Consider the following 25,906-nt stretch of genomic DNA (forward strand, 5'->3'; position numbering starts at 1 on the left):
GAATAATGCCGCACTCGGCGGCATTGGTATGACGATTACCACATCATTTAGCCGCTTTACGGCGCAGTTGTTGCCACTGCCAGCCCCATAGCAATGCAATCGCCAGCGCGAAGATCACACCGAAACCAACACCAACCACGACGACTGGCACACCCAGTTTGACAACCACCGAGTAGAGCCCCAGCATCAACAACATTGCGGTATTCTCACCCAAATTTTGCACTGCAATCGCATTCCCAGCGCCCACACTTTGTTTGCCGCGCTCTTGCAATAAGGCATTAAGCGGCACGACAAAGAAACCGCCTAAAATCCCGATAATAATCAACAGTAAATAGGCCATTGGCATGCTGTGTTGCAGTGAGAATGCCGCCACCACCACACCAATTAATACCCCCGCCGGTAAACAGCGTTTTACTGTTTTAAGTGTCACGAAGCGTGCCGCAGCACCCGCGCCAATCACAATACCAATCGCCACCATGGCGTTTAACAGCGTCGGCGTGGCGTTATCGGCAATGCCTAATGCTACCGGCACCCATAGCACCAGCAGGAAGCGCAACGTGACCCCCGCCCCCCAGAACAAGCTGGTCCCCGCCAGTGAGAAGCGCGTTTCGCCATCCCGCCACAGAATGCGGCATGCAGCAAAAAAACTACCGGTCATGGCCCGTGGCCGCCATGAGCTGCCGGAACGGGCAGCAGCCAGATGTGGAATAAATAGGTTAGCCACCACCGCAATGGCATATACCAGGGCACAGACACTTAATGCCGCGATCAGATGCCAATCAGCCAGCACCCCACCGGCGACTGAACCGAGTAAAATAGCCGCAATGGTTGATGCCTCCATCATGCCGTTGGCCTTAACCAACTGCTCACCGGAGGTGATTTCCCCCAGAATGCCGTATTTAGCCGGTGAATAAGCCGCCGCGCCGACGCCAACCAGGCTGTAGCCAAGAAATGGATTCAGACCAAAACAGATAACTAATGCGCCAGCCAGCTTCAAGCCGTTCGCAACCATCATCACACGCCCTTTGGCAAAGCTATCAGCCACTTGCCCGACAAACGGAGCCAGGATGATATAAGTGGCCACAAAGGCCATTTGCAAGATAGGCTGGCTCCAGTCGGGATATAACTGCTGCTTAATTAATGCCAATGTGGCAAAAAGCAGTGCGTTATCACCGAAAGCGGAGAAAAACTGAGCGCAAAGTACGGCGATCATTCCTCTGGAGAGCAAAGGCTTATCTGACAATGCTTGCTGACTCATTCGCTCATCTCCGCATCTTGTGCCATTTTAGTTAACGTAACAAAGTCAGGTTTACCACTCCCCAATAGGGGCAATGCTTTCACTACTCTGATATCACGGGGAACGGTCAGTTCTGGCACACCACCCTCACGAGCAGCTTTAATCAGCCGTTCGCGAGTCATTTCACTGTCAGTGGTGAAGAGCACCAGTGCTTCCCCTTTGGCGCTGTCGGTTTTAGCTGCTGCGGCATGTTGCCCCTCAGGTGAGATACGCAATGCCAGTTGTTCGACACTCTCCAGTGACACCATTTCACCGGCTAATTTGGCAAAACGCTTCACTCGCCCACGAATGGCGCAGAACCCCCGCTCATCGAGGGTGACGATATCACCGGTATCGTACCACCCCTCCTCACGCTCACCCTGAGCATTCTCCGCCGCCGGTTGTTCCAATACCCCCGGATGCTCTACGCGCAGGTAACCGCGCATAATATTGGGGCCGCGCAATTGCAAACGCCCACCTTGCTCGATTCCCGGCACGGTTATCAAGCGCGCCTCCATACCCGGAAGAATGCGCCCAACGGTATTCACTTTCGCTGCCATCGGTACGTTAATCGCTACTACCGGCGCACATTCGGTGACGCCATACCCTTCCAGAATACGAATGCCGAATTTGTCCTGCCAAATCTGTTTGGTACTATCAGCCAGTTTTTCCGCCCCTGCCACCACATAACGCAACCGCGCAAAGTCATAAGGATGAGCAAAGCGGGCATAATTGCCCAAGAAAGTTGACGTGCCAAACAGCACCGTGCAGTTACGGTCATACACCAATTCTGGCACCACCCGATAATGCAGCGGGCTGGGATAAAGAAATACTCGGCTACCTGTCATCAGCGGAGTGAATAACCCCACCGTCAGGCCGAAAGCATGGAACAGCGGCAGCGAAGACATAAAACGATCACGCGGGGTGAAATCGGCAATGGTGCGGATCTGCTCAACGTTAGCCAATATACTTGCGTGAGAATGTACCACGCCTTTCGGGTTCCCCTCCGAGCCAGAAGTGAACAAAATCAGTGCGCTATCGCCCGCCTGCTGTGGCAACATCGCTCGGCGCGGACAACATAAATGGAATAGAATCCACAATTTGTCTGCCAGCGTAACCGTGTCTTTTAAATCTTCCAGATAGACCCAATTTGCCTCAGTAACCTGTTCAGGCAGATGCGTCAGTTTGCCCTTTTCCAAAAACTGGCGCGAGGTGACGATGGTTTTCAACGATGCCGCAATAATTGCACTTTTCAGCCCTTTGGCACCCGAAGTGTAATTAAGCATTGCCGGAATACGGCCACGCAGAGAAGCACCAAAGATCGCCGCTGCGGTAATCGTCGCATTCGGTAATAACATCCCAACATGCTCGCCCTGCGCGGTGAAGCGTTGCAGAATACGGCTGACACCGAGGATTTTCTTCAGTAGCGTTTGATAACTGTCTTCTTTAAATGAAACATCCTCAATACAGGGTTTAAAACGCCCATAACGAGTTTGTGCCGATAACAGCGCTTCAAACAACGTTTCCCGTGGCACGATAGCCATACGCGCGGCCATCATAATAGTATGTAAGTGTTCACCCGCCAGCACTCGGCGGTCACGGGCACGCGGCGCTTGCGGCATGGATAACGTGGTCGCAGGCAAAACATGAATGCTAATTTTCGGGAACCAGCGGAGTTTGAGCACATCACCCAAACGCCCAAAATGGGTAAATTCTGGCCCTTCCAAACGGATCGGGACTACCGTAGCGCCGGATTTGGCGGCAATAAATGCAGCACCATCATAGATTTTCATCAATGAGCCGGTCACGGTAATACGCCCTTCAGGGAACACCACGACTGGCCTGCCTTGTTCCACCATCCTGACCAAATGTTTGATAGCCATTGGCTTGGTAGGATCAAGTGCGACAAAATCGATATAAGGTTTTAGCCAGCGCATATACCAGCTCTCAGAGACACTGGTATAAACCGCAAAAACCGGCTTGATCGGCAGAAATAATGCGAGCAAAGCCCCATCAAGGAAAGAGACATGATTCGGCGTAATTATCAGTTTTTGATGAGTAAACTGGTCATCCACACCATCAATGGTGACACGAAATAATCGACGAAAAAGAGCACGCAATAAGCGATAACCCATGTTTATTTCCCTATAAGACGGTGAATATGAAAGAAAGAGAATACTATAATAGTGGCTAAGATATCGCTAACAGGAGGCTGATATTGCAGGGGCAAGAAGAAATAAAAAAAAACCTACGCATCTGCGTAGGTCGGTGCAAATAAAAAACTGGCTTTAACACACAGCGTATGTTGATTACTCACCAATTAATACCTCTGGGATGAACACTGTATCCGTTTCAGTGAAGCCACAGCCAGCAAGCAATCGCAACATTTACGTGCAAAGTGTAACCAGTAGTGAACATTGTCAGAAAGGCGAAATAGGTTTGTAATTCATTGAGGTGTATTGCAAAAATCATGGGTGTTGCCGCTAGCCCACCGGCAACACCATAAGTCCCGCTAAGATAAAATTAATACAGCGCCACCTCAACCAGACAACTCATTGCATTCGGGCCTTGAGTTAAACGTGAGGTGCCAATATCCAGCGTCAGAACATTGGGGTTACCTGATTGCTCAACCTTATGCTGTTTGCCACCGAAACCGGGATCAAACCAGGCCCCCGTAGCCATCAACACCACCCCACGAGTAACGCCATCAGTGATACGCACACCCGCCAGACAATGACCCCGTACGTTGCTAACCTGAACCTGACTGCCCTCAGTAATGTCACGTTTGGCTGCGTCCTGTGGGTGCATATACAGTGTTTCACGACCGGCGGTTTTATTCCCCTGAGCCAATGGTGCCGGATCAAGTTGGCTATGCAGACGATCCTCAGGTTGAATAGAGATCAGATGCAGCGGCCACTGCTCAGCTTGTGGTGCCCCTAACCACTCAACCGGTGGTTGCCACTCAGCGTGAGGCGCAAAATCCTCATAGTGATAGCTGGCAATTTTCTCACTGAACAGCTCAATTTTGCCACTTGGCGTTTGCAGCGGATTCGCCTGTGGATTTTCGCGGAAAGCATCAAAAAACACGAACTCCTTTGGCGGAGCAGGTAAATCAACATGGCCCCGTTGCCAGAAAGATTCAAAATCAGGCCACGCCACTCCATGCGGCTGTTGTGCCACACCGCACTCCTGATAGATATGCCTGATCCAGGCCATTTCATCTCTATTTTCGGTAAATTGGCTGCGATAACCCAGCCGTTCGGCCAGATCAGCGAAAATATCAAAATCGTTACGAGCCTGATGTTGCGGCGCAATCGCCTGATGCATCGCCAATACATAGCGATCCCGTGACGAGCCACCGATATCATTACGTTCCAGCGAACTGGTCACTGGCAGCACGATATCGGCCATTTTAGCCGCAGGTGTCCACCAGATATCCTGCACAATCACGGTGTCCGGTTTTTGCCACCCCTCCACCAGCCGATTCAATTGCTGGTGATGGTGGAATGGATTGCCGCCAGCCCAATGCACTAAATGAATATCGGGATAGGTATGGGTTTCCCCTTGGAACTGATACGGTTGCCCCGGTTGCAGCAGCATGTCACAAATGCGTGCCACTGGAATAGCCAACCCAGCAGGATTTTTACCCACCGGCATACTTGGCCCCGGCGTGTCTATCCGTGGGTTACCCACACCGTTCATGGAGCCATGACCAAATGAGAAGCCGCCACCGGGCAGCCCCACTTGCCCCAACATGGCTGATAAGGCAATCACCATCCAGTAAGGTTGCTCACCACGGTGTGCGCGCTGTACTGAATAGGAGCAGGTCATAAAGCTGCGAACACCGATAAGTTGCTGTGCTAACTGGCTAATTCTTGGCGCAGGAATACCGGTAATCTCGCTGGCCCACTCCGGGGTTTTAGCAATACCGTCATTCACCCCACGAATGTAATCAGCTAATTGCTCATAGCCCACACAATGGGTAGCCAGGAAAGCCTGGTCCTGCCCGTCAACACGTTGGATTTCATAAGCCAGCGCCAGCATTAGCGCAACATCAGTATTGGGCCGAATCGGTATCCATTCAGCATTAACAAATGCCGGGCAATCATCCCGCATCGGGCTGATGTTAATCACTGGCGTGCCTTTTTGTGCCAGTTTCTCCAACCAGGATTTTAATGAATGCTCCGCCGATCCACCGGAAGAGACCTGGGCGTTTTTCAGCGCCAACCCACCGAACGCAATAAACAATTCACAATGCTCAACCACACTCGGCCATGATGTCACCCTGCCGGTCAGCGGGCTAAAAGTACCAATCACATAAGGCAGAAAAAACTGTGCCGAGCCCCAACTGTAATTGCCCAGTTGATCAACCCCCCCGCCCCCGCTGAAATAGAAACGCCGGACTAATGAACGCGCGTGATGTAAACGCCCGGCAGAAGACCAACCATAGGAACCGGTGAATAACCCGGAAGGGCCGTAACGATCCCTGACTCGGCGGTTCTCTTGCGCCACTAAATCCAGCGCGACATCCCATTCCACTTCAACAAAGTCTTCCCGACCACGCAAAGTTCGATCACTTTTCTCTCGCTGTTGTAACCACGAGCGGCGTATCGCCGGTTTGCGAATACGTTTATCGGAATAAACCATGGGGGTGATGGATTCCAACAACGGAGAAGGGTTGGGGTCATTGGCAAATGGTTCACAACGGATCAGTTTGCCATCTTCAACAACAGCGGTAAAAGCGCCCCAGTGGGCAAGCTGGGGGTAACGGATGATGGACATGGCTATCTCAGACAATTAAATAGATCATAAAAATAACATTCAGCAGGCAGTAAAACCAAAGCACAATTTAGACTAAATATAATCGATTCGTGCTAACCGTTTCATCTAATGCCGCGGGGCTAACCAAGGCAGGCCTAATCGGAACCTGTGGCTTGCGAAAACCACAGGTAATCGTGCTAATTGTTGTTTCTCTAATTTTTTCTCACCAAGTTGCGATCTTCCCCCCTTGCGGGCAACACTGTTTTCCGCAAAACTGAGGGATGTAAGCGATTACCCTGAAAATCTCTGGAAGAAAAATGGCCACTATTAAGGATGTTGCCAAGCTGGCGGGTGTTTCCGTCGCGACGGTATCTCGTGTTATCAATAATTCTCCCAAGGCCAGTGAGACATCACGCATGGCGGTCTGTAACGCCATGGAGCAACTGCAATATCACCCAAATGCCAATGCGCGGGCGCTGGCCCAGCAATCCACTGAAACAGTCGGCATGATTGTTTCTGATGTGTCAGATCCGTTTTTTGGTTCGATGGTCAAAGCTGTCGAACAAGTGGCCTATGCCACCGGAAATTTCTTGCTGATTGGTAACGGTTACCATGACGAAGAGAAAGAGCGTCAGGCCATCGAACAACTAATTCGCCACCGTTGTGCCGCTCTGGTAGTCCATGCCAAAAAACTGTCCGATGAAGAATTGACATCATTAATGGAGCAGATCCCCGGCATGGTGTTGATTAACCGCACACTACCGGGTTTCGAAACCCGCTGTGTCGCATTAGATGACCGTTATGGTGCCTGGTTGGCAACCCGCCATCTGATTCAGCAAGGGCATAAACGTATCGCCATTATTTGCTCCAATCACCAAATTTCCGATGCCATTGATCGCCTACAAGGCTATCTGGACGCACTAAAAGAGTTTGATATTACAGTTGATGACCGCTTAATCTCCTACGGTACACCAGATGAGATTGGTGGCGAACAGGCCATGACCGACCTACTCGGGCGTGGTAGACACTTCACGGCAGTCACCTGTTATAACGACTCTATGGCCGCTGGCGCACTGTCTGTTCTTAGCGACAACAGCATCGAAGTGCCGCAAGAGATCTCACTGATTGGTTTTGATGATGTATTAATTTCTCGTTATCTGCGCCCCCGCCTAACCACCATCCGCTATCCGGTCGTTGCGATGGCGACACAGGCCGCAGAATTGGCGCTGGCGCTGGCCAATCATACCCCGTTGCCAGAAATCACCAATATGTTCAGCCCAACGCTGGTCCGCCGCCATTCTGTTGCCAGCCCGCAAACGCCCGCAGATGACTGAGAACTGTCGCTAACCAAGAGCTGCAACCCGCCTGCGCTATGCATAACTGCCGCGATATCCGGCAGTTATGCCACAAAAACTGCCCCACCACCTCCACGGCACAATCCCGCCTTGCGGGTTATCAGCAAGCGCTGGCAACGCACAGAATCGCGCTGAATGAAGATCTGATTATCCATGGTGACAGTGGCGTACCTGATGGCTATCAAGGATGTCAGGCGCTGAAGCTGATTGCGGGCAGTATCAAATGCAAGTAACCGATAGCCTTGAGTTATGTCTCTGGCTATCGGCTGAGGACTTTTTTGGATAAGCTAATTCAGCCTATCCTTTTGATAACAAAATCGTTAAATCTGCTCTAGTGCAATAAGTTCTTCAATGGTTTGCCGACGGCGAATTAAGCGTGGCTGCCCCTGCTCAAACAGCACTTCCGGCAATAATGGGCGGCTGTTGTAGTTCGAAGACATCGACGCACCATAAGCCCCGGTATCGTGAAATACCAAATAATCACCAATTTTAGCGGCAGGCAATGTGCGGGTTTCCAATCCGCCACCCGCTTCCTGGGTGAATACATCACCTGACTCGCACAGCGGGCCGCCAACCACCGTATCAATCAACGGTGCCGATGTGAGGTCGCGCCCATCAGCAGGCAGTAACGAAATATGGTGATAACTGCCGTACATTGCTGGCCGCATCAAATCGTTAAAACCGGCATCCACCAATACATAGTGGCGACGGCCCATATCTTTAACAGCCCGCACCTGCGCCACCAGAACACCAGACTCGGCCACCAAGAAACGGCCCGGTTCAATTTCCAGACTGACCGGATGGCCGAGATGGGCGGCAATTTGCTCTCTGGCTTTATTCCATAAGCCATAATAATGTTCGGTATCAATCTCATCATCACCAAATTGGTATGGGATCGATAGCCCACCACCGGCAGAAATAGCGCTGATATCCTGCCCCAGTGCAATCACCTGCTGAACCATAGCATCACAAACTTGCTCCAGATGCTGATAGTCAACACCAGAGCCAATGTGCATATGAACACCCACCAGCGTTAAACCATATTTTTTAACTTTATCAATAGCTTGTGGTAAATCTTGATGCCAGATGCCGTGTTTGCTGTTCTCACCGCCAGTATTGGTTTTTTGGCTATGACCATGACCAAAACCTGGATTTATCCGCAACCAAACGGGGTGCCCTGGGGCGTGTTGCCCCAATTGATCCAGCATGTCGATTGAACCGGCATTGACCGGTATATTTAATTCCGTCACCCGTAATAACGTGGCCTGATCCAGCAGATCTGCGGTAAATACGATCTCTGCCGGTTCCTGCCCCGGCTGGAAGCCAGCATGTATCGCGCGTTCTATCTCACCCAACGATACTGAATCGACTTTGACCCCCTGCTCACGCATCAAGCGGAGAATATGAATATTCGAACAGGCTTTCTGGGCAAAACGAATAACATCAAAGTTCCGTAATTGATTGATTCGTTGAGCAATGATCTCACCATCATATGCCCACACCGGGCAGCCAAATCGCTCAGGTAAAGCCATCAGGTTTTGGGCAGTCAGCGCCGAAGTGGTGTCATAAAGTGTGCGCGGCATAGGTCTTTCCTAATAATTGATCATCAATATGTTGGGCGAAAAAAATGATTTCGCTGATACCTCATTATTAGCAACTGAATACCTGTTAGGAAAATATCTATTTACCGTGAGTCTATTCATTTATGATATGGCTTAGATTAAACAATCGCCACTTCAGGAGTGTTGTGATGCCCACCATTTCCCTACGACAAATCGAGATTTTTCATGGTGTCATGACTACCGGTAACCTGACTGAAGCCGCCTTATTACTTCAGACATCCCAACCCACCGTCAGCCGTGAACTGGCCCGCTTTGAGCAATTAGTCCAATTAACGCTCTTTGATCGCGTGCGTGGCCGCCTTTACCCCACAGTACAAGGCTTGCGGCTATTTGAAGAGGTGCAACGCTCTTATTACGGTCTTGATCGCATCCGACAAGCTGCTGAGGGAATTCGTCAATTCCAACAGGCACAGCTTTCAATTGCCTGCTTACCAGTCTTTTCTCAATCGCTGCTACCCGCCGTGTGCAAACCCTTTATTGACCGCTACCCGGAAGTCAGCCTGAATATTATCCCGCAGGAATCGCCCCTACTGGAAGAGTGGCTTTCAGCTCAGCGCCATGACCTTGGCCTGACAGAAAACACCCAGACTCCTGCCGGTACGTTGCGCCATCCCCTCATGACTGTTAATGAGATTTGCGTATTGCCCAGCGATCATCCGTTGCGGGATAAATCGGTACTGACACCACAAGACTTCCAAGGTGAAAACTTTATCAGCTTGTCCGTTACCGACAGTTATCGCCAATTATTGGATAAACTATTTATTGAACAAGGTATTAGCAGAAGGTTAGTGCTGGAAACCCACAGTGCAGCATCGGTCTGTGCCATGGTACGGGAAGGGGTGGGCGTATCGATTGTCAATCCGCTCACGGCACTAGACTATATTAGCAAAGGAAGTGCTGAAGGTGTTTGTGTGCGGCCATTCAGCGTCGACATCCCTTTTACGATCAGCCTGATACAACCGAAACACCGCCCATCATCCACCTTGGTAGATACGTTTATCGAGCATTTAAAGCAGCAGGCCATCACTTTCCAGCAGCGCCTAACCCAGGTGATCACCCAACAATATTAAGTTTTCGCAACTGGACTAAGCATCCTTCACCTTACCGGCACGCGCACGGAAAAAGGTAAACAGGCACAGTAGCTGCCGCTACAGCGCCAAGAAAGTAGGGTTAAGCCAATGGGGATTGGTTGCAAACCACTCCACAAGAAAATCTAACATTGTCCTTAAGGTTGCTGGCATTTGCCGCCGCGAAGTATAAATACCATAAATGCCCATCGCCTGTGGTTGATAACCCGGTAATAAGCTGACCAGATCACCTCGGGCGATATAAGGGGCGGCAGAATAGCTGGGTTGCAGAGTAATACCTGCCCCTTCCAGCGCGCCACTTAGCAAAACCACCGACTCATTGGCACTTAGATTGCCACTTACCGCAACTGCCGATTTCTCTCCCTGCAAATCAAAATGCCACAAACTTTTGCCAAAATAAGAGTATGTCAGACAGTTATGTACCGCCAGATCATAGGGTGTTTTAGGTATTCCTTTGGCTGACAAGTAGGCCGGTGAGGCGCAAACGACGGAATGGCACGTGGAAAGTGGGCGTGCAATCAAATTCGGGTCTAGCTCATTGGTAATACGCAATGCCAAATCAATGCGTTCTTCTACCAGATTAACTGCCCGATTATTGATCTGTAAATCAACCGCTACCTGGGGATAACGGCGCAAATAATCAGTAACAGCAATCACCAAAGCGCTCTGCCCAAGAGACTGAGAGCAACTAATACGCAATAAACCGCGCAGTTCATCACTACCTTGCCCTTCAATCACATCCATATCCTGAGCAAACTCAAGCATACGTCGACAACGTTCAAGGGTGGTTTCGCCAGCATGCGTCAGGCTTAGTTTTCGTGTTGTTCGATGCAACAATCGCGCACCAGCCCACTGCTCCATCTCAGCCAGATAGCGTGTCACCATCGCCCGTGACATCTCTAATGCTTCGGCGGCGGCAATCATACTGCCGCGCTCTACAATCGCGACAAAAACCTCAGCAGCAGTGATCCTATCCATGATTAGCTCGATTTAAGCAACAAACAATTGCTCATTATCAGGTTTTTCTATCGAAAGATGCAATCTATTATCTAACCCATACCCCAGTCATCCTCAGGAAAACCGATATGTTTAACAAAACGCTATTACAAATGACCTTTGCCGGTCTGGCAACTTTCGCAGCCGTAGCAAACGCCAGTGCTGCCGAACAACTTAAAATGGAAGTCTATAATCCAGGCGAAAAGAGCATCTTCCCAGTCTCTTCTGAGATTATCAGCGGTAAAACTGAAGTTGCTCTAATTGATGCGCAATTTCAGCGCAATGACGCCGAAGCACTGGTAAAGAAAATAAAGCAAAGCGGCAAAAAACTGACCACCATATATATCAGTCAGGCCGATCCTGATTTCTATTTCGGTCTGGATGTCATCACTAAAGCATTCCCACAAGCCAAGGTACTCGCCACACCGCAGACCATTGAAGAAATCGAAGCAACCAAAGACGGCAAAATGGCCTATTGGGGACCGATTCTAAAAGAAAATGCCCCTGGCAAAGTCATTGTTCCACAAGCACTACAAGGCAAAAGTTTCACCATTGATGGGCAACAAATTGATGTTGAGGGGCTAGATGGCCCATCACCAGAAAAGACATTTGTCTGGATCCCATCCTTGAAAGCGGTTGTTGGCGGTGTCGCCGTCTCCGGTAATATCCATTTATGGGTCGCGGATACTCAAACCGCAGAATCACGCCAGCACTGGTTAACAACATTGGAAAAGATTAAAGCACTCAAACCAGTAACCGTGGTTCCTGGGCATTATCTCGATAACGCGCCACAGACATTAGCATCAGTGACCTTTACTCAAAACTATCTAACGACCCTGAACACAGAGATTCCTAAAGCAAAAGATTCAGCAGAACTGATTGCGGCGATGAAAAAACACTACCCAGAGTTGAAAGATGAATCCAGCCTGGAGCTAAGCGCCAAGGTACTGAAAAACGAAATGAAATGGCCGCAATAAGCGCCGCTAAAATTAATGAATACAGCATTACCCTGTCATCAACCAAAGTACCAGAAGGCGGTAACTTGGATGGTGACGGGACCAAGAGGAAAACATAATGACCACGCTAACATTGCATTACATTTTCGATCCCTTATGCGGTTGGTGCTACGGCGCAGCGCCACTGCTGCACGCCGCACAAAGCATTCCTGATCTGGCACTGGTACTACACGGTGGTGGGATGATGTCTGGGCCTAATCGTCGCCAGATAGATAGCCAATGGCGTGGTTATGTGATGCCTCATGACAAACGTATTGCCGAACTCACCGGACAAACGTTTGGTGAGGCTTATTTTAATCACTTGCTGAATGATACTTCAGCAATTATGGATTCCACTCCACCTATTGCCGCCATTTTAGCGGCTGAACAATTGGCCGGACAAGGCGCGGATATGCTCCATCATATCCAGCAAGCTCACTATGTAGAGGGCCGCCGTATCGCCGACACCTCGGTGTTAACTGAACTTGCCACTGATATGGGATTAAGCCGTACAGCATTTATCAACGCATTAAACTTAGCCCAGGTAGCATCGGCTCAACATATTGCTGATAGCCGCGCCTTACTGGCAAAAGTACATGGGCACGGCTTCCCCACCTTTGTGCTACAAGATAGACAGGGTAAAACAACCACACTACCTACAAGTCAGTACTACGGTGACCCAATTGGTTGGGCTGAGATGCTAAAAAGCATGCTGGCCCACTAGAAATTGGCAGAGGCCGCCTCATAACAACCCTGAGCCGGCCGCCCAGTAGTAGGCAAACAAAAGCGGGCAACAGATTCGTTGAGCTGGGATGCTTGTTTTTGTAATACTTCCGATGCACATGTGGACTGCTGGGCTAACTCAGCATTCAATTTTGTCACGTCATTAATCATTCCCACTTGTGTGGTTATCCCCTCGATACCTTGGCTCTGATCGTGTGATGCCGCAGATATTTCCGCCATCAAATCAGTCACTTTTTTAACTGCATCAATAATAGCCCGTAAGTTATCACCTGACCGTGCCACCAAACCGCGCCCCGTGGAGATAGAGCTGGATGAATTATGAATAAGCCGCTTAATATTCAGTGCAGAGTTGCCACTTTGATGTGCCAATAAGCCAACCTCTCGTGCCACAACGGAGAAACCGCGCCCGTGTTCACCGGCATGCGCGGCTTCAATAGCAGCATTTAACGCTAAAATATTGGTTTGAAAAGCTACCGACTCGATCAACGTGATAATTGCCGTTATTTCCTGCGAGCCAGCAGAGATATCCGCCATCGATACCACGACGCTAGACATCATCTCTCCCCCTTCACTGGCGATAGCGCTGGTTTCGTTAGCCAAAAGATTGGCCTGATCTGCACTCATCGAGTTCTGTTTTACCCGGCTAGTGAGTTGATGCATGCTTTGTGTTGTCGCAGCCAGCGACTCAGCTTGCGACTGTGTTTGCTCAGCAAGACGATGACTATCTGCGGCGATTTGATTAACACCCGTCAAGATGACTTCCGCGCCCACGCGAACCTGACCCACCAATGCAATTAAGCCTTGTTGCATTCGGCATATGCTATCAGCCAATTGACGAGCCTCCCGGCTGGTAAACGATGAATATGCCATCTGGCGTGATAAATCACCGGCGGCAATAACGTTAATATGGGAAATAAGGTCATTAAGTGGCCGGATAATTAAACGTGTAACGCCGAGCCAAACCGAAAAAGCGAGGCACAGTAATATCGCCAATGCCGTAATAACGCCCTGTTTTGCTGATGATAAGGACGATAATAGCTGCGTATCCATTACAGCCCGATTATCCTCACTTTGCTGTAAATAGTGGTAATACTTTTCGGTAAAGTCACTTTGAAAGCCTTGTATCGGAACTTCAAAAAACAGATCGATATTGTTGTTTTTTGACAGCCCTTGCCCCAATTCAGTTAAACCTTGGTATAACTGCTGGTAACTTTCCTTTAATGCGACAAACTCTGGGCGGTTATCGTGGGCAGAAAGGAGCAAAAGCTCGCGATAATTTTGCTGCGACTGCTGCATAGATTGCAATGCTTCATTCAAAAGGCTATGCCAACTCCCCTCAGAGCCCATTTCTTTATCTTCCATATAATAGATGCCAGCACGATTGAGTTTATCACTGGCAATTAATAATTCCATTCTGGCACGATCCATCAACACTTCTTGCTGATGACTATAGTGTGTTTTCTCAACATTAACTTTGGTACTATCCAATATATGAGATAAATATCCTATGGAAAATAACTGTAATAAGGAGAAAAGGCTAATAACTAATATCAGGCCAAACAGTATACCGAATTTACCATCAGATATTGAACCTAACCTTCTGACATAAGAGGTGAGTTTCACAACAAGAAATCCAATATTAGATAACATTATTTTTACACTTCTCAATAAGTAATATACCAACATTACTCGCCAAATATTACAAATATATTTCAGGAAATCACATCATGTATCACTGCGCGTTAATAACCTAAAATTATGAATAGGATGGCCCTGAGATTGTTCCATCAAAATAGTATTGTTATCTATTTTATAGAAAACAGGATAACTTATTGAATAGGGAGTATAAAGGAAATCATGTAAACAGTGGTCGTTATTATTAGTTATTGAGAGAGATGACACCTCACCGCTAAAAATGCCTTTACTCACATCAATCATACGAAAGACAATATTACGCCGCGCTTTAAGAACATGGTTTTCACCATACACATCGGCAGATGAATTTATCTCTCTCCCCATAACATTAACTCTGGAATAAACATGATAAGTGTTAGGAGAATAATTAAAACAATAATTAACCTCCCAATAGCCTTCAATTTCTTTCATTGGGTGAATATAAGTGTATATACGCCCCGAACCATACCCTAGTCCTATTGATATAAAAATGCAAAATCCAATAAGAAGTATTATTTTTTTTCGCATGTCAATTCACCATTATGATATTTACAAGCAATATATTCACCATGTTTAGTTTTCTTTAAATAAACATAAGGCGTTTTACCATAAGTAGACAAGAAGGTTTCATCCCGCGTATTATCTAAACCTATTAATATAGGCATGGTGGTAGGATGCACAACTTTAATTTTATAGTAGCTCGATGTGATATAAAATGAAGCAAGAAAAAAAACACAAAAACCGACAAAATAACTATTTTGCAACGAATACCGATACCAGATAAGATATCATACCTATTTCTAACAACATTAAAACAATCTGTTTCAGAAAATTTTTCCCCACCAGTATCCTTACCCGAAATAAAAGTCGGTTTGATACCAATGCAGTATCCTTTTTTGGGAATTGTGGTTACTAATTCATGTTCTTTATCGTCCAGTGCATTACGCAAGTTACTAATTGTTTGTGTTAATGTGTTATCTGTTACATAGCTTCCTCCCCATATTTCCTTCTCAATATCTTCGCGTGAAAGAGAAATGGGATAATTGTGGCATAATAAAGCTAACACTTCAGATTCTTTATTCCTTATCTTAATAGTAGAACCTCCTTTGTTGATTACTCTCTTTTGTGGAGTAAAGATAATATCTCCAATAATTATTTTATCCATTTTCTTTTCCACCTGATAATTATTACTGTATAAAATATCAGAGATAGTGCAACTTGGCAGTCACCATCAAACCTTAATAAAATTAAATTCGTTAGTTTTGAAAGAAAAACGATAGTAAGCAGGGATTGCTGTGTCGAAGTGGAATCTATCAATAAATATTGACAACTAACAAAAAACATTCGCCACTACAATTCCTTTTTGAGATATTATTTAGTGACAATAAAAAACAAATAAGGAATATAGTAATAATGAAACTCAAGGTGGTCTTATTTTTCACACCAATTTTTTTTGGATGTCAGACACATAAAAATGAAAGTTTAATTCAAAAGGGAAAGATAGAACAATTAACTGCATTAGTTTCTGGAATTCGTTATCTAAAAGAAGTTTGTGGTATGGAAAGGTTACCAAGTGAAGATAAGGTAGTAAATAGTGCTACAACTATGATGAAATCTGATAACCCCCTCAGTTCGCAGCAGAGTAGTCGTCCACTGTCAGAACTAACAGACATAAGATATGAAAAACTAAAAAATGATGGTGTAGATCACAATTACAAGTGTAAAGAGTTGAGCGAAATTTTAAATAACTTCATTATTAAAATAGACCAATAGCATCCCCTAGAAATAGATTAATCCCTCCAGCCAGACAAATATAGGGGCCAAAGGCAATGTACCCTCCTTTCTTTTTGGAAAGGTAAGAAATTACAATGGAAACAATAATACCTAAACTAGATGATAACAATACCAACATCGGTATCGTCGATACACCAAACCAAGCGCCCATGGCTGCCATTAACTTAAAATCACCGTACCCCATCCCGTCAATACCCTTGAATAGTTTGAATAGCCAATAGGGTAACCACAAAAAAATATAACCGACCACAGCACCTAGAACAGCAGATGATAAAGAGCAAAAAACATTATCTATATTCAAAATAAGCCCCATCCATAATAATGGTAATGTAATACAGTCGGGGAGAAGGTAACAATCCAGATCGATAAAAGACAACGTAATCAGCACCCATATTAACAGTAACCCAATCATGGTTAAATAATCACTTTTCGCCCAAAAAGCTATAAGTAAGGTTAAAATAGCAGTTAGTAGTTCTACAATTAAATAACGGAAGCTAATTCTCTGATGACAACATCGTGACCTGCCGCGTAATAATAGCCAACTCACAACGGGAATATTGTCCATTATCCGTAGAGAACTATTGCAACTTGGGCAAAATGATTTTGGTAAACATAAATTAATGTTACCTTTACACCGGCTATCTTTATCCCAGATATTAGTTACTTTATTTTTGTTTGCAGTGGCGAAAAGCATAATTGGCAACCGGTAGATAATAACATTTAAAAAACTCCCGACGCATAGCCCAGCAACAGTATAAAATAAAAAACCGCCTAAACTATAAATATCAATCATGATTAGCTCACGTTCCTTTAAAGTCTCTTTTTACAATAGTAATATTTCCCATAACATACCCACCGTCGGCATTACTAAATATTTCAACACTATTTACATAAATATTATGATAATGATAAATAAAGTGAATAATATCTAACGCCAGGGAAAATTCAATATGGTCAAAACTTATAGAGATAATGCCATCTGCTGATCTGGATATATTTAAATCACTATTTGAATCATTAATAAAACTCGCAATTTTCTTATCAAAAAGCTCCCCTGAAGAGTAACTATGCCATGAATTACTCTGCCAACTAATATTTAGACGTTCAGCTGCAAAAGAATAATAGAGCAGTTCCTCATTTAATAAAGAGTACTTCTTCCGTAGAATATTACACTCCGATGCTAATTTAATAGCATAAGATGAAACAATAACTAGCAACAAAAGCATCAGGATAGTTTTTAGCTTACCAAAATAATAAAGGATATAATGCATGCTTATTTTCACGGTGCATATTTAAAAATAATATCGTGGCTATCACTATCATTAGACACTTGATTTAAAACAACGCCACTAAGTTTATTATTTATTTCCTTTAATTTAAGTTCAACAGTATTTGATTCGTCCGCTGAAATATTGTAAGACATTACTCCCGCATCCTTATTAAAACTAACACTATTTACATTCGAATCAATACTATCTATAACTGGGCTGGTCATATAAAAAAGATCAATGAAATTAGCATTTGATTCTATGTCCCTATAATGTTCAATGTAATCGTTAAAGTGCCCTGTATTATTTCTATTTTCATTATCAACTGGAAAAATATTAGCATAAAAATCTTGTGATACCATATTCAAGACATCAATATCTCTCGCAATCTTATATCTATCAAACCAGTAATTCAAACATACAACCGCAGATAGAATTAAACATAATAAAACAGTTCTAAAAATAGTTAACCCGTTCATTTCAATGCTAGGAAAATGATTATACTTGCCGCAAAGGAAATTAGCATTACAATAATAAATATTTTCAGCCATAATTCGAAGCACATCGCAATATTGTGTGGATTGCCAATTTATAGCTTTATTCTCCGAAGATGAAAATGTATTTATATGAGCTGACGAAAATTTTGAATCTAGTATCTTTGCTAATATTTCACTACTAATTGAAAAACCCGATAATTGGCTATTTCTTATCAACCATTCATTACTCAGCTTGACGGCGGAAAACTTCCCAAGACTAAATGGCAATGCCAATACATCAGGCATTATAATTTTTGCCGATATATTTGCCTCTTTTAACCACCCCAACCATTGATTCATTAACTTATGCTCAACGGCTGCTACATAACAGAAATCATTATCCCATTTTAAATTAATAGTGTGAAATTTATCTATATCACCGACAATTATTCTTTCAAGCAAGAAGCTAATCGCTTTCATGTTTTTATTTATCATTAAATTTTTTAAATTAATTCGTCTGAATATTATGCAACTGGCTGAAACCAATACTTTAACGCGGCAACCAGACTGTAATTTAATATTTTTAATCTCAGCATAACTATTTAACTTACCATACTTATTTTTTTGTCCGTCATGCATTTTCATATACCAGTAGACCGGATCGCTTGCATAGACCCCTAGCCTAATAATAAGTATAGGTGAGGAACCAACTCTATTCATCATATGGTTCACCAATACCATATCTACGCTGCAATACTGTAATCTCTTCATCTTTAACATGGAGGTAATTAGTCAAATGGTAATACTCATTTTTGTCATCCAACCAAAAGTCTAGTGTAATAAAATATTCATCTGTTGAAAAACTTGACATGACAACTTCTTTTACCTTCTGTATATCATCTATAGCTATCATTGAGTTACTTAATATCGATGCAAAGAAAGACTCTTTGCTACCCCAGCCATTGACTGGTTTAGCTAATATAGTATTGATGATATCTTCCTCGCTAATAATATTCATGAACATTGCCTGAATAAATTTACTTTGTTGTACTTCAAGTGCATTTACATTAATTAATAATGCGTTATCATTTCTAGTGCAGATCAATGGGACTATTTTTAAAAGCAACTCATAATCATGACTGGATAGATAATTAGCCAAATTATTTTTAAAACCATCAAATTTTATAGAGGATACTGATGTGGCTTTTATATTAGCATTTAGCTCTTCACAACAATTTTTCTTAAGAAAGGAAGTGATATCGTTCAGGATATTATTTACATCTGACGTGGCCCCCCCAGCGCCTATCAACAAGCTTTTAAACACTCGCCAGGAATATGGTTGAGTTTTATTCTTACAGAGATTATTGTTAAAAGAGTAAATATTGAAGCAGTTAGTTTTATCAACCATTCTATAATAGACATGACTCTCATTTATTTTAATAGATCGAGGATACGAAAAAATCCACGCTAGATCATTACTTCGCTCCTTAGAATTCAACACCTCACTTATTATTTTTTTTGACATTTCATTTTCATTCTCCAGCAATATCCATTGCTGTGATCTTCTCCTTTCATTTATATCAAACAAGGCATACATATCTGACCAATAATAATTGGATGTGAAAGCCATCCCGCTCATTAAAAGTATAATTGATAATACGAGCAGCAGTGCAATACCATACTGCGCCTCTAAATAATTCACAATGATAAACCCCCACTATTCAATAAAATAATAGTTCGCCTTACTATACCTATATCTTCCAATTCGATAGTTACTTCAACGGCATGTGGTAAGGCAAGGTTGTGCTGCCATTCAGTTAACCATTTTTTTTCATGATATAACCGTATGCGAAATGCAATGACCCCCTCAATGACGTGTAAAACCTGGTATTCCTGATCGGCAATGCAACCCAATTTAGTATAAGATAATTTTTCTAGTATCTTATTTTTTAACCTATAGCCAATACTTGCTGAATGGTAATCAAAACCATTGTTTAACTTTGGTATGTTACTTAGTAAGAAATAAATACCGAAGTCATCACTTTCTAATACACCGCTTCCCACCTGGAAAAAAATATTTTTATTATTATTTAAAAATACTCGTGGGTATATTGTTGCATGAGATATATCGAACTCAAGCATTTTTATTACTTGCTGAATTTCATTTATTTTCTTTACTCTAGTAGTCACTGTAGCACTTCCTTTCACGACAACGATAGCAGCATGATAAATTGTTAAACTCATCATAGTAAAAATAGTGACGGCAAGTAATATCTCTAACAGAGTAAAACCATGAGATAAATTTTCACTCATTGATAGCCCGGTATCTTTCCAGTACATAATCAGGATGCTCGTTATTTTCCTGACTACGAATTTCAACGATAACTTCCCGAATGCCTTTACTTTGATGATATATTTCTTTCACTTGCCAATACCAAAACTGATCAAACATAAAATCACTTCCCTTCAACCAATTCTCAGTTTGCATAGCTCCAGTTATTTTGAGTTCTGCTAAAACGTTCTCTGCAACCCAAGCAGATGCCATTTTATCTTGCAGGGATCTGGTCCAGATTAGTTGTGAACTAATATTTTTCATAATGCTGACGCCAGCAATAGCAAAAATAGCCAGTGACACCATAACTTCTAATAAAGTAAACCCCGTATAATGTCGCAGGTCATCACCTATTTATTTTGATGTTTACTCAAATAACAATGTATTATCAATTTTATAACTATGAAGATATAGTCCAGTTACCAATATCATCGTCATTGCCTATTTCTCTATCTGGCCCCGCAGAGAATATATCTATATCACCATTCTTACCTGGATTATTCATTTGGTAAGCACTTCCCCACGGATCCTGTGGTAACCGCCGAATATAACCATTATGAGGATAGACTCTAGGGATTGGTAACTCAGTTGGTTTGACAACCAATGAGTTAATACCCTGTAACTCTGTTGGATAGCGGCCATTATCTAGCTTATACATATCCAAGGCATTTTCTAAAGCAACAATGTCACTTAATGTCTTTTGCCGATCAGCACGGTTTTTATTGGACATCAGACTGGGTATTGTTAAACTCGCTAAAATCCCCAAAATCATGATGACAACCATAATTTCGAGTAATGTAAACCCATACGATTTAGTATCCTTCATAATCCCTCTTAGATAAATATTATGCAATCAAATTGTTAATTTTTAATATCGGTTGAAATATGGACAAAACGATAAAAAGAATAAATGCCGCCATAAAAATCATTATTGCTGGCTCTAGTAATGTGACAAATATATTTATTTTATCCATCAATTCATTTTCTTGAACATCAGTCACTTTCTCCAACATGAGATCTAACTCCCCCGTACGTTCACCTGATGCAATCATATGTATAATCATAGGAGAAAATACTCGACTAACGGCTAATGAAGAAGATAGGCTGGCCCCTTCACTAACTAATTTAGCTGAGTTAAGCAGCTGTTTTTTAATATATCCATTAGTTAATACAGAATTACTTATTTTGATTGCCTGCATTAAATTAACACTATTGGAGTTTAATATAGTCAACGTTCTTAAATAGCGTGATATATTCAATCTAATAATATATCCACCCACCAAAGGAATTTTTAAACAATAATATTCAAAGAGTTCGCTTAACCTCCTTACCTTTAAGGCTCTATTAATTGAGATTACAACAATGATAGTCAACGCTAATATAGATGAAATGTTATTTTTAACCCCATTACTCATTGCCATGAGAGTCTGAGTCGAAAAAGGTAATTCATTATTCTCGAAAGAGAACTGTTCTATTATACTGGGTACTACTACAGATAATAGGATGATTATCACACCTAGTGATACAATAATTAGAATCGCAGGATATATGAGTGTTTGCCCAAGTTTCCTTTTTACTTTCTGCGTTTGCTCAATATGGTCAGAAAGTCTAGATAGAATCATTCCCAAATGCCCTGATACTTCACCTGCAGTGATCATTGACCTATATAATGGATTGAACACATTTGAATGATGGGAGAGTGAGTCAGAAAGTGAATAACCTTCAACAACTTTCTTTCTTATATCACGTATTATACCATTCATTATATTCTTTTTATTTTGCTTCTCAATAACCTCCAACACTTCATCTAAAGGTATTGCTGCATTTACTAATGTCGACATTTGCCGAGTAATCAATACCAGGTCATCGTTATTAATACTTTTGAAATATCTTATCACATTGGGAAAATGACCTACTTTCCTTATTTTAATTTTTAATAAACACCACTCTCTCTGGTAGATAATTCCCCTGGCAATAAGAATGTTATCGGCCTCAATATTACCTTTTATTCTCACGCCATTATTATTGATAGCGATATATTTAAATACAGGCATGCTTGTCCTCTAAGCTTATCCTGATAACTTCTTCAATTGTTGTTAGACCAGCCATAACTTTATCCACCCCATCTTGTTCGATGCTGCGTATGCTCTGCTGCGCCAACTGAATAAGCTCATGTTCACTATAGCCTTTATAAATGCCTTCCCGCAGATGATTATCTACCACCAAGAGTTCATGTAGCGCTATGCGCCCGCGATAACCTGCTGCATTGCATTTTTGGCAACCTATCGCGCGATATGCATTTCCCTCAATACTTATCTGATAATTGATACCCAAACCTTTAAGCTTATCCGATATAAATGCGTATTCCTGCCGGCACTCAATGCATAATCTACGGACCAGTCGTTGAGATAAAACAGCCAATAATGAGCTTGATAGCATAAATGGCTCTATCCCCATGTCTTTCAGCCTGGTTACCGCACCAACAGCGCTGTTAGCATGTAGTGTTGATAAAACCAAATGACCGGTTAAAGAGGCTTGTACCGCTATTTGTGCAGTTTCCACATCTCGTATTTCACCAATAAGGATGACATCGGGGTCTTGCCGCAGTATTGCTCTTAGGCTGCGAGAAAAAGTCATACCAATTTTTGAATGGACCTGTGTCTGGGAAATACCTTCAATATCAAACTCTATAGGATCTTCGACAGTCATAATATTTCTTTCACCTGAGTCTATTCCCATTAGCGCCGCGTAGAGGGTGGTACTTTTACCCGCACCGGTGGGACCAACAATCAATACAATGCCATGAGGTTTGAGTACGAGCTTTTTCATTAAACTATAGTTGGCTGCTGACATATCTAAAGATTGTAAGTCCAGTTTAATACTGCTTTTATCCAGTAATCGTAGGACGACACGCTCACCATGATTTGATGGTAAAACTGATACGCGCACATCTAAAACTCGCCCGGCCAAGTTCAATGCAATACGCCCATCTTGAGGAATACGTTTCTCAGCAATATCCAGCTTCGCCATGACTTTAATCCGAGAAACCAGTAATAGCGCCACGCCCCGTTTCAGTTCCAATATATTTCTTAACACTCCATCAATACGAAATCTTATTATCAATTTTTTTTCGAAAGATTCCACATGAATATCTGAAGCTGAATTTTTAATTGCCTCGGTTAAAATTGTATTAATTAATCTTATTATTGGAGCTTCATTATCTGAGCCTAGTAATTCTTCATTATCTGATAACTCGCTGGCGAACGAATAGGTATCTAACTCATCACTTATCGCATTCATTGTTTTATGTGATTGCATTGAATCATGCTGATACACAGTCGCTAACATGTTGTTAAATTCATCGTCAGTAACAAAATCAATCCCCACTGGTTGATTAGCGATTCTATTACCTTCAAGTATTGACTCAAGTGAAGCTGAATGACGACAAATAAGTTGACAGCCCTTATCTACCGGAATTGAAATGACACCATTATCTTTAGACCAATTAAATGTTAATGGTACTAATTCCTTTTCATCGTCGCTCATGGCTCTATTCCTACCGCACTGTAAAAGCGCCTTATATCTCTTTTAAGTATATTGAAGTCATCATGTTTTTTTGTGTATTCTGACATCTTCTTGGATAGTTTTAGTGGCGCATTGATAAATTTTTCATTTATATTTCCATTATTATATTCAGTGTACTTTTCTGCTGTTACCAGATTATAGTCACTTGTTTCTCTGAGTATGGTAGGTTTAATGAATAAGATAAGGTTACTCTTCTCTACCTTTTCTTTTTTCTGTCTAAACAACCCGCCAATAAAAGGAATATCACCCAATATAGGGATTTTATTTACTATTTTATATATCTTCTTATCTAATAACCCGCCAACAACAACCGTCTCACCACTTTTTACCAAAACTGCATTATTAACGACTCTTTTGTTAAAAATAGAGCCTAAATTATTAGCATTCGCGTCAGAGCTATCAGCAATACTTGATACCTCCTGCCGTATTTCAAGCAGAACCGAATCACCTTTGTTTATCTGTGGTTTCACTTTCAGCATGACACCTACATTCTTCCTTGAAATTGAGTTATATACTCTATCTGTTGATGTTGTTTGCGTCGATGTCAGTACAGGAACCTCTTGGCCTACATTGAACTCAGCTTCCATATTATCTAATGTAACAATGCTTGGTGTTGCCAGAATATTATTATTTGAATTAGTTGCCAGAGCAGTAAATAAACCACTCCAGTTGCCTTTATAAAACCCCGCGGTTAGTCCTGCGATCGCCATCGGCGGCATACGTTCACTATTGTTTCTTGTATTACCTGAGTTAGGAATAAAATTGACTCCGCCAGAAAATTTATTTTCCCATTGAATACCAAGATTTAGCCCTTCTCCATTTTGCGTCTCAACTATGATGGCCTCAACCAATACTTGCGCTCGTCTTACATCCAGTTTTTCGATAACCAAATCTAATTCTTTCATCATTTTAGCGTCGGCTGTAATAACCAAAGCATTTGTCTGATCATAGGCTTTAATGGCAATATTTTTATTGTGATTTTTACTTACCGAGTTTGTTTTTTTGTTACTATGAAAATCTTGGCTGATACCGGTGAGCACCTCTAAAAGTTTTGATGCTTGAGCATATTTCATATATATAACTTTTGTATTTCCATAACTCTCCTGTTGATGGTCAAGCTCTTTTATCATTTTAATGGCTCTTTTTCTGATATGGCTATCACCGCTGACTAATACAGAGTTAGTCCTATCATCCGCAATCATTCTGCCTACACTGAATGATTCTTTCTTGTTGGAATTTGTTTGATTTATTACTTCATTTACCAGTTTAGTCACTTCAGCGGCATTAGCATGGTTTAGTTTATAATGTTCAATATCTGTATCTCCTGCATGATCGAATGTGTTGATTATAGCGTACAAACGGTTTACTACCGCAGCTCGCCCCGTAATTAATATAGTATTGGATGGTTCATAGTGCATAATACTACCAGATTCGGAGTTATCATTTAACTGACGTAATAAAGGTGAAATACTCTTGGCTGATATATGCTTAAGGGGAAATACTCTATTAATAAGTTCATCGCCATGAGTTTCCTCTGATTCTCTTAGTATAGGTACGACGGAACCTTTAGCGCGTTTTGAGGGGATCACCTTTAATATATTATTAGGCATTTCCACCACGGTATATCCATAGACATCGAGTACATTAAGAAAAAATTGATAATATTTTTCTTGATCTAATAGCTCATAACTACGGACACTAATCAATCCTTTAACTTTAGGATCTATTATTATAGTTTTATTGATATTTTTACTTACTGTATTAATAAACTCTTTTATATCTGCATCTTTGAAATGCACCGAAAAACCTTCACTATTCGCGGATAACGGTAATAAAATTAGTACTATTATTATTTTTGATAGTTTCACTAACATAAAGTTAATAAAATTATTAAATATATCGCCATATATCAGATGGACATGTTTGATATGCATTTATAT

The 25,906-nt window shown here is 42.7% G+C and carries 23 protein-coding genes and 1 pseudogene; 6 read left to right on the forward strand and 18 right to left on the reverse strand.

All coding sequences use genetic code 11. The annotated features are described in order from the left end of the window. Positions 1 to 43: 43 nt before the first annotated feature. The 3 genes from lplT to A6J67_RS21690 all read right to left on the reverse strand — a co-directional run bounded on the left by lplT (position 44) and on the right by A6J67_RS21690 (position 6,058). Positions 44 to 1,258: a lysophospholipid transporter LplT gene (lplT, locus tag A6J67_RS21680; RefSeq protein ID WP_050073624.1), complete on the reverse strand. Its 1,215-nt coding sequence runs from the start codon at positions 1,256 to 1,258 to the stop codon at positions 44 to 46. Beyond that, a complete protein-coding gene (gene aas / locus A6J67_RS21685; protein WP_050073623.1) occupies positions 1,255 to 3,411 on the reverse strand; it encodes a bifunctional acyl-ACP--phospholipid O-acyltransferase/long-chain-fatty-acid--ACP ligase in 2,157 nt (718 codons plus the stop codon). Before aas ends, lplT begins: the two co-directional genes overlap by 4 nt. Before the next feature lie 388 nt (positions 3,412 to 3,799). Then, positions 3,800 to 6,058, reverse strand: a complete 2,259-nt coding sequence (locus A6J67_RS21690; protein ID WP_105165862.1) for a molybdopterin guanine dinucleotide-containing S/N-oxide reductase — start codon at positions 6,056 to 6,058, stop codon at positions 3,800 to 3,802. 296 nt (positions 6,059 to 6,354) lie between these two features. On the opposite strand from A6J67_RS21690, the gene galR reads away from it, so the two are divergent. Together galR and A6J67_RS23590 are read left to right on the forward strand one after the other, a co-directional pair. Further along, on the forward strand, positions 6,355 to 7,371 hold the full coding sequence (galR, locus tag A6J67_RS21695) for an HTH-type transcriptional regulator GalR (protein WP_050297314.1): 1,017 nt from the start codon (positions 6,355 to 6,357) through the stop codon (positions 7,369 to 7,371). A gap of 38 nt (positions 7,372 to 7,409) precedes the next feature. Beyond that, entirely contained in the window at positions 7,410 to 7,625 is a 216-nt protein-coding gene (locus tag A6J67_RS23590; protein WP_050073619.1) for a hypothetical protein, read from the forward strand. Between the two features lie 87 nt (positions 7,626 to 7,712). Here the strand turns inward: A6J67_RS23590 and lysA are convergent, their stop codons facing one another. After that, a complete protein-coding gene (gene lysA, locus A6J67_RS21705; RefSeq protein WP_050073618.1) occupies positions 7,713 to 8,975 on the reverse strand; it encodes a diaminopimelate decarboxylase in 1,263 nt (420 codons plus the stop codon). A gap of 167 nt (positions 8,976 to 9,142) precedes the next feature. Between lysA and A6J67_RS21710 the strand changes: the two genes are divergently transcribed. Then, positions 9,143 to 10,084: a LysR family transcriptional regulator gene (locus A6J67_RS21710; RefSeq protein ID WP_032906534.1), complete on the forward strand. Its 942-nt coding sequence runs from the start codon at positions 9,143 to 9,145 to the stop codon at positions 10,082 to 10,084. Between the two features lie 78 nt (positions 10,085 to 10,162). On the opposite strand, the gene A6J67_RS21715 is transcribed toward A6J67_RS21710, so the two are convergent. Next, a complete protein-coding gene (locus tag A6J67_RS21715) occupies positions 10,163 to 11,080 on the reverse strand; it encodes a LysR family transcriptional regulator (protein ID WP_050288544.1) in 918 nt (305 codons plus the stop codon). A gap of 107 nt (positions 11,081 to 11,187) precedes the next feature. Between A6J67_RS21715 and A6J67_RS21720 the strand changes: the two genes are divergently transcribed. Continuing rightward, positions 11,188 to 12,075: an MBL fold metallo-hydrolase gene (locus tag A6J67_RS21720; RefSeq protein ID WP_005185875.1), complete on the forward strand. Its 888-nt coding sequence runs from the start codon at positions 11,188 to 11,190 to the stop codon at positions 12,073 to 12,075. Between the two features lie 97 nt (positions 12,076 to 12,172). Then, on the forward strand, positions 12,173 to 12,817 hold the full coding sequence (locus A6J67_RS21725) for a DsbA family protein (protein ID WP_050073616.1): 645 nt from the start codon (positions 12,173 to 12,175) through the stop codon (positions 12,815 to 12,817). Here the strand turns inward: A6J67_RS21725 and A6J67_RS21730 are convergent. The 3 genes and pseudogenes from A6J67_RS21730 to A6J67_RS21740 form a co-directional block, all read right to left on the reverse strand. Beyond that, the gene (locus tag A6J67_RS21730; RefSeq protein WP_080608423.1) at positions 12,814 to 14,487 is read right to left on the reverse strand and encodes a methyl-accepting chemotaxis protein; all 1,674 of its coding nucleotides are present in this window, start codon (positions 14,485 to 14,487) and stop codon (positions 12,814 to 12,816) included. The genes A6J67_RS21725 and A6J67_RS21730 overlap by 4 nt on opposite strands. Positions 14,488 to 14,562: 75 nt before the next feature. Next, positions 14,563 to 15,039 carry a hypothetical protein gene (locus A6J67_RS21735; RefSeq protein WP_080608424.1) on the reverse strand — a complete coding sequence of 159 codons (477 nt, stop codon included), beginning with the start codon at positions 15,037 to 15,039 and terminating at the stop codon, positions 14,563 to 14,565. Further along, positions 15,024 to 15,676 (reverse strand): annotated as a pseudogene (locus tag A6J67_RS21740) (winged helix-turn-helix domain-containing protein). The gene A6J67_RS21735 and the pseudogene A6J67_RS21740 overlap by 16 nt, the downstream one beginning before the upstream one ends. Positions 15,677 to 15,924: 248 nt before the next feature. On the opposite strand from A6J67_RS21740, the gene gspS reads away from it, so the two are divergent. Next, positions 15,925 to 16,284 carry a type II secretion system pilot lipoprotein GspS gene (gspS, locus tag A6J67_RS21745; protein ID WP_050297310.1) on the forward strand — a complete coding sequence of 120 codons (360 nt, stop codon included), beginning with the start codon at positions 15,925 to 15,927 and terminating at the stop codon, positions 16,282 to 16,284. Here the strand turns inward: gspS and A6J67_RS21750 are convergent. From A6J67_RS21750 to gspD, 10 genes are all read right to left on the reverse strand, one after another. Beyond that, on the reverse strand, positions 16,268 to 17,098 hold the full coding sequence (locus A6J67_RS21750) for a prepilin peptidase (protein ID WP_005185888.1): 831 nt from the start codon (positions 17,096 to 17,098) through the stop codon (positions 16,268 to 16,270). The genes gspS and A6J67_RS21750 overlap by 17 nt on opposite strands. A gap of 7 nt (positions 17,099 to 17,105) precedes the next feature. Next, positions 17,106 to 17,576, reverse strand: coding sequence for a hypothetical protein (locus A6J67_RS21755; protein WP_080608425.1), 471 nt, complete (start codon positions 17,574 to 17,576; stop codon positions 17,106 to 17,108). An 8-nt stretch (positions 17,577 to 17,584) separates the two neighbouring features. Further along, complete coding sequence (gspL, locus tag A6J67_RS21760; protein ID WP_264291094.1) at positions 17,585 to 18,688, reverse strand: type II secretion system protein GspL; 1,104 nt, start codon at positions 18,686 to 18,688, stop codon at positions 17,585 to 17,587. A 73-nt stretch (positions 18,689 to 18,761) separates the two neighbouring features. Further along, entirely contained in the window at positions 18,762 to 19,751 is a 990-nt protein-coding gene (locus A6J67_RS21765; RefSeq protein WP_080608427.1) for a type II secretion system protein GspK, read from the reverse strand. Further along, positions 19,748 to 20,362, reverse strand: a complete 615-nt coding sequence (gene gspJ / locus A6J67_RS21770) for a type II secretion system minor pseudopilin GspJ (RefSeq protein WP_050297306.1) — start codon at positions 20,360 to 20,362, stop codon at positions 19,748 to 19,750. Before gspJ ends, A6J67_RS21765 begins: the two co-directional genes overlap by 4 nt. After that, on the reverse strand, positions 20,355 to 20,687 hold the full coding sequence (locus tag A6J67_RS21775) for a type II secretion system protein GspI (RefSeq protein WP_074010400.1): 333 nt from the start codon (positions 20,685 to 20,687) through the stop codon (positions 20,355 to 20,357). The genes gspJ and A6J67_RS21775 overlap by 8 nt, the downstream gene beginning before the upstream one ends. Before the next feature lie 94 nt (positions 20,688 to 20,781). Beyond that, a complete protein-coding gene (gene gspG / locus A6J67_RS21780; protein WP_032906540.1) occupies positions 20,782 to 21,207 on the reverse strand; it encodes a type II secretion system major pseudopilin GspG in 426 nt (141 codons plus the stop codon). 19 nt (positions 21,208 to 21,226) lie between these two features. Next, entirely contained in the window at positions 21,227 to 22,435 is a 1,209-nt protein-coding gene (locus tag A6J67_RS21785; RefSeq protein WP_192945350.1) for a type II secretion system F family protein, read from the reverse strand. After that, positions 22,422 to 23,927 (reverse strand): GspE/PulE family protein, encoded by a 1,506-nt coding sequence (locus tag A6J67_RS21790; protein ID WP_042569206.1) that lies wholly within the window; start codon positions 23,925 to 23,927, stop codon positions 22,422 to 22,424. Before A6J67_RS21790 ends, A6J67_RS21785 begins: the two co-directional genes overlap by 14 nt. Then, complete coding sequence (gene gspD, locus A6J67_RS21795) at positions 23,924 to 25,900, reverse strand: type II secretion system secretin GspD (RefSeq protein ID WP_080608429.1); 1,977 nt, start codon at positions 25,898 to 25,900, stop codon at positions 23,924 to 23,926. Before gspD ends, A6J67_RS21790 begins: the two co-directional genes overlap by 4 nt. Between the last annotated feature and the right edge of the window lie 6 nt (positions 25,901 to 25,906).

Origin of the sequence: Yersinia sp. FDAARGOS_228 (assembly GCF_002073315.2) — a bacterium.
GTDB lineage: Bacteria > Pseudomonadota > Gammaproteobacteria > Enterobacterales > Enterobacteriaceae > Yersinia > Yersinia intermedia.

Bases quoted from the DNA above. Each gene is read 5' to 3' on its own strand.
- A6J67_RS21720 (WP_005185875.1), top strand. From the start codon at position 11,188: ATGTTTAACAAAACGCTATTACAAATGACCTTTGCCGGTCTGGCAACT.
- A6J67_RS21710 (WP_032906534.1), top strand. From the start codon at position 9,143: ATGCCCACCATTTCCCTACGACAAATCGAGATTTTTCATGGTGTCATG.
- A6J67_RS21690 (WP_105165862.1), bottom strand. From the start codon at position 6,058: ATGTCCATCATCCGTTACCCCCAGCTTGCCCACTGGGGCGCTTTTACC.
- gspD (WP_080608429.1), bottom strand. From the start codon at position 25,900: ATGCATATCAAACATGTCCATCTGATATATGGCGATATATTTAATAAT.
- A6J67_RS21755 (WP_080608425.1), bottom strand. From the start codon at position 17,576: ATGCATTATATCCTTTATTATTTTGGTAAGCTAAAAACTATCCTGATG.
- A6J67_RS23590 (WP_050073619.1), top strand. From the start codon at position 7,410: ATGCATAACTGCCGCGATATCCGGCAGTTATGCCACAAAAACTGCCCC.
- A6J67_RS21750 (WP_005185888.1), bottom strand. From the start codon at position 17,098: ATGATTGATATTTATAGTTTAGGCGGTTTTTTATTTTATACTGTTGCT.
- gspG (WP_032906540.1), bottom strand. From the start codon at position 21,207: ATGAAGGATACTAAATCGTATGGGTTTACATTACTCGAAATTATGGTT.
- A6J67_RS21785 (WP_192945350.1), bottom strand. From the start codon at position 22,435: ATGCCTGTATTTAAATATATCGCTATCAATAATAATGGCGTGAGAATA.
- lplT (WP_050073624.1), bottom strand. From the start codon at position 1,258: ATGAGTCAGCAAGCATTGTCAGATAAGCCTTTGCTCTCCAGAGGAATG.
- gspL (WP_264291094.1), bottom strand. From the start codon at position 18,688: ATGCATGACGGACAAAAAAATAAGTATGGTAAGTTAAATAGTTATGCT.
- gspS (WP_050297310.1), top strand. From the start codon at position 15,925: ATGAAACTCAAGGTGGTCTTATTTTTCACACCAATTTTTTTTGGATGT.
- A6J67_RS21715 (WP_050288544.1), bottom strand. From the start codon at position 11,080: ATGGATAGGATCACTGCTGCTGAGGTTTTTGTCGCGATTGTAGAGCGC.
- A6J67_RS21730 (WP_080608423.1), bottom strand. From the start codon at position 14,487: ATGTTATCTAATATTGGATTTCTTGTTGTGAAACTCACCTCTTATGTC.
- lysA (WP_050073618.1), bottom strand. From the start codon at position 8,975: ATGCCGCGCACACTTTATGACACCACTTCGGCGCTGACTGCCCAAAAC.
- A6J67_RS21775 (WP_074010400.1), bottom strand. From the start codon at position 20,687: ATGGTGTCACTGGCTATTTTTGCTATTGCTGGCGTCAGCATTATGAAA.
- A6J67_RS21735 (WP_080608424.1), bottom strand. From the start codon at position 15,039: ATGCGAAAAAAAATAATACTTCTTATTGGATTTTGCATTTTTATATCA.
- galR (WP_050297314.1), top strand. From the start codon at position 6,355: ATGGCCACTATTAAGGATGTTGCCAAGCTGGCGGGTGTTTCCGTCGCG.
- A6J67_RS21790 (WP_042569206.1), bottom strand. From the start codon at position 23,927: ATGAGCGACGATGAAAAGGAATTAGTACCATTAACATTTAATTGGTCT.
- aas (WP_050073623.1), bottom strand. From the start codon at position 3,411: ATGGGTTATCGCTTATTGCGTGCTCTTTTTCGTCGATTATTTCGTGTC.
- A6J67_RS21725 (WP_050073616.1), top strand. From the start codon at position 12,173: ATGACCACGCTAACATTGCATTACATTTTCGATCCCTTATGCGGTTGG.
- gspJ (WP_050297306.1), bottom strand. From the start codon at position 20,362: ATGAGTGAAAATTTATCTCATGGTTTTACTCTGTTAGAGATATTACTT.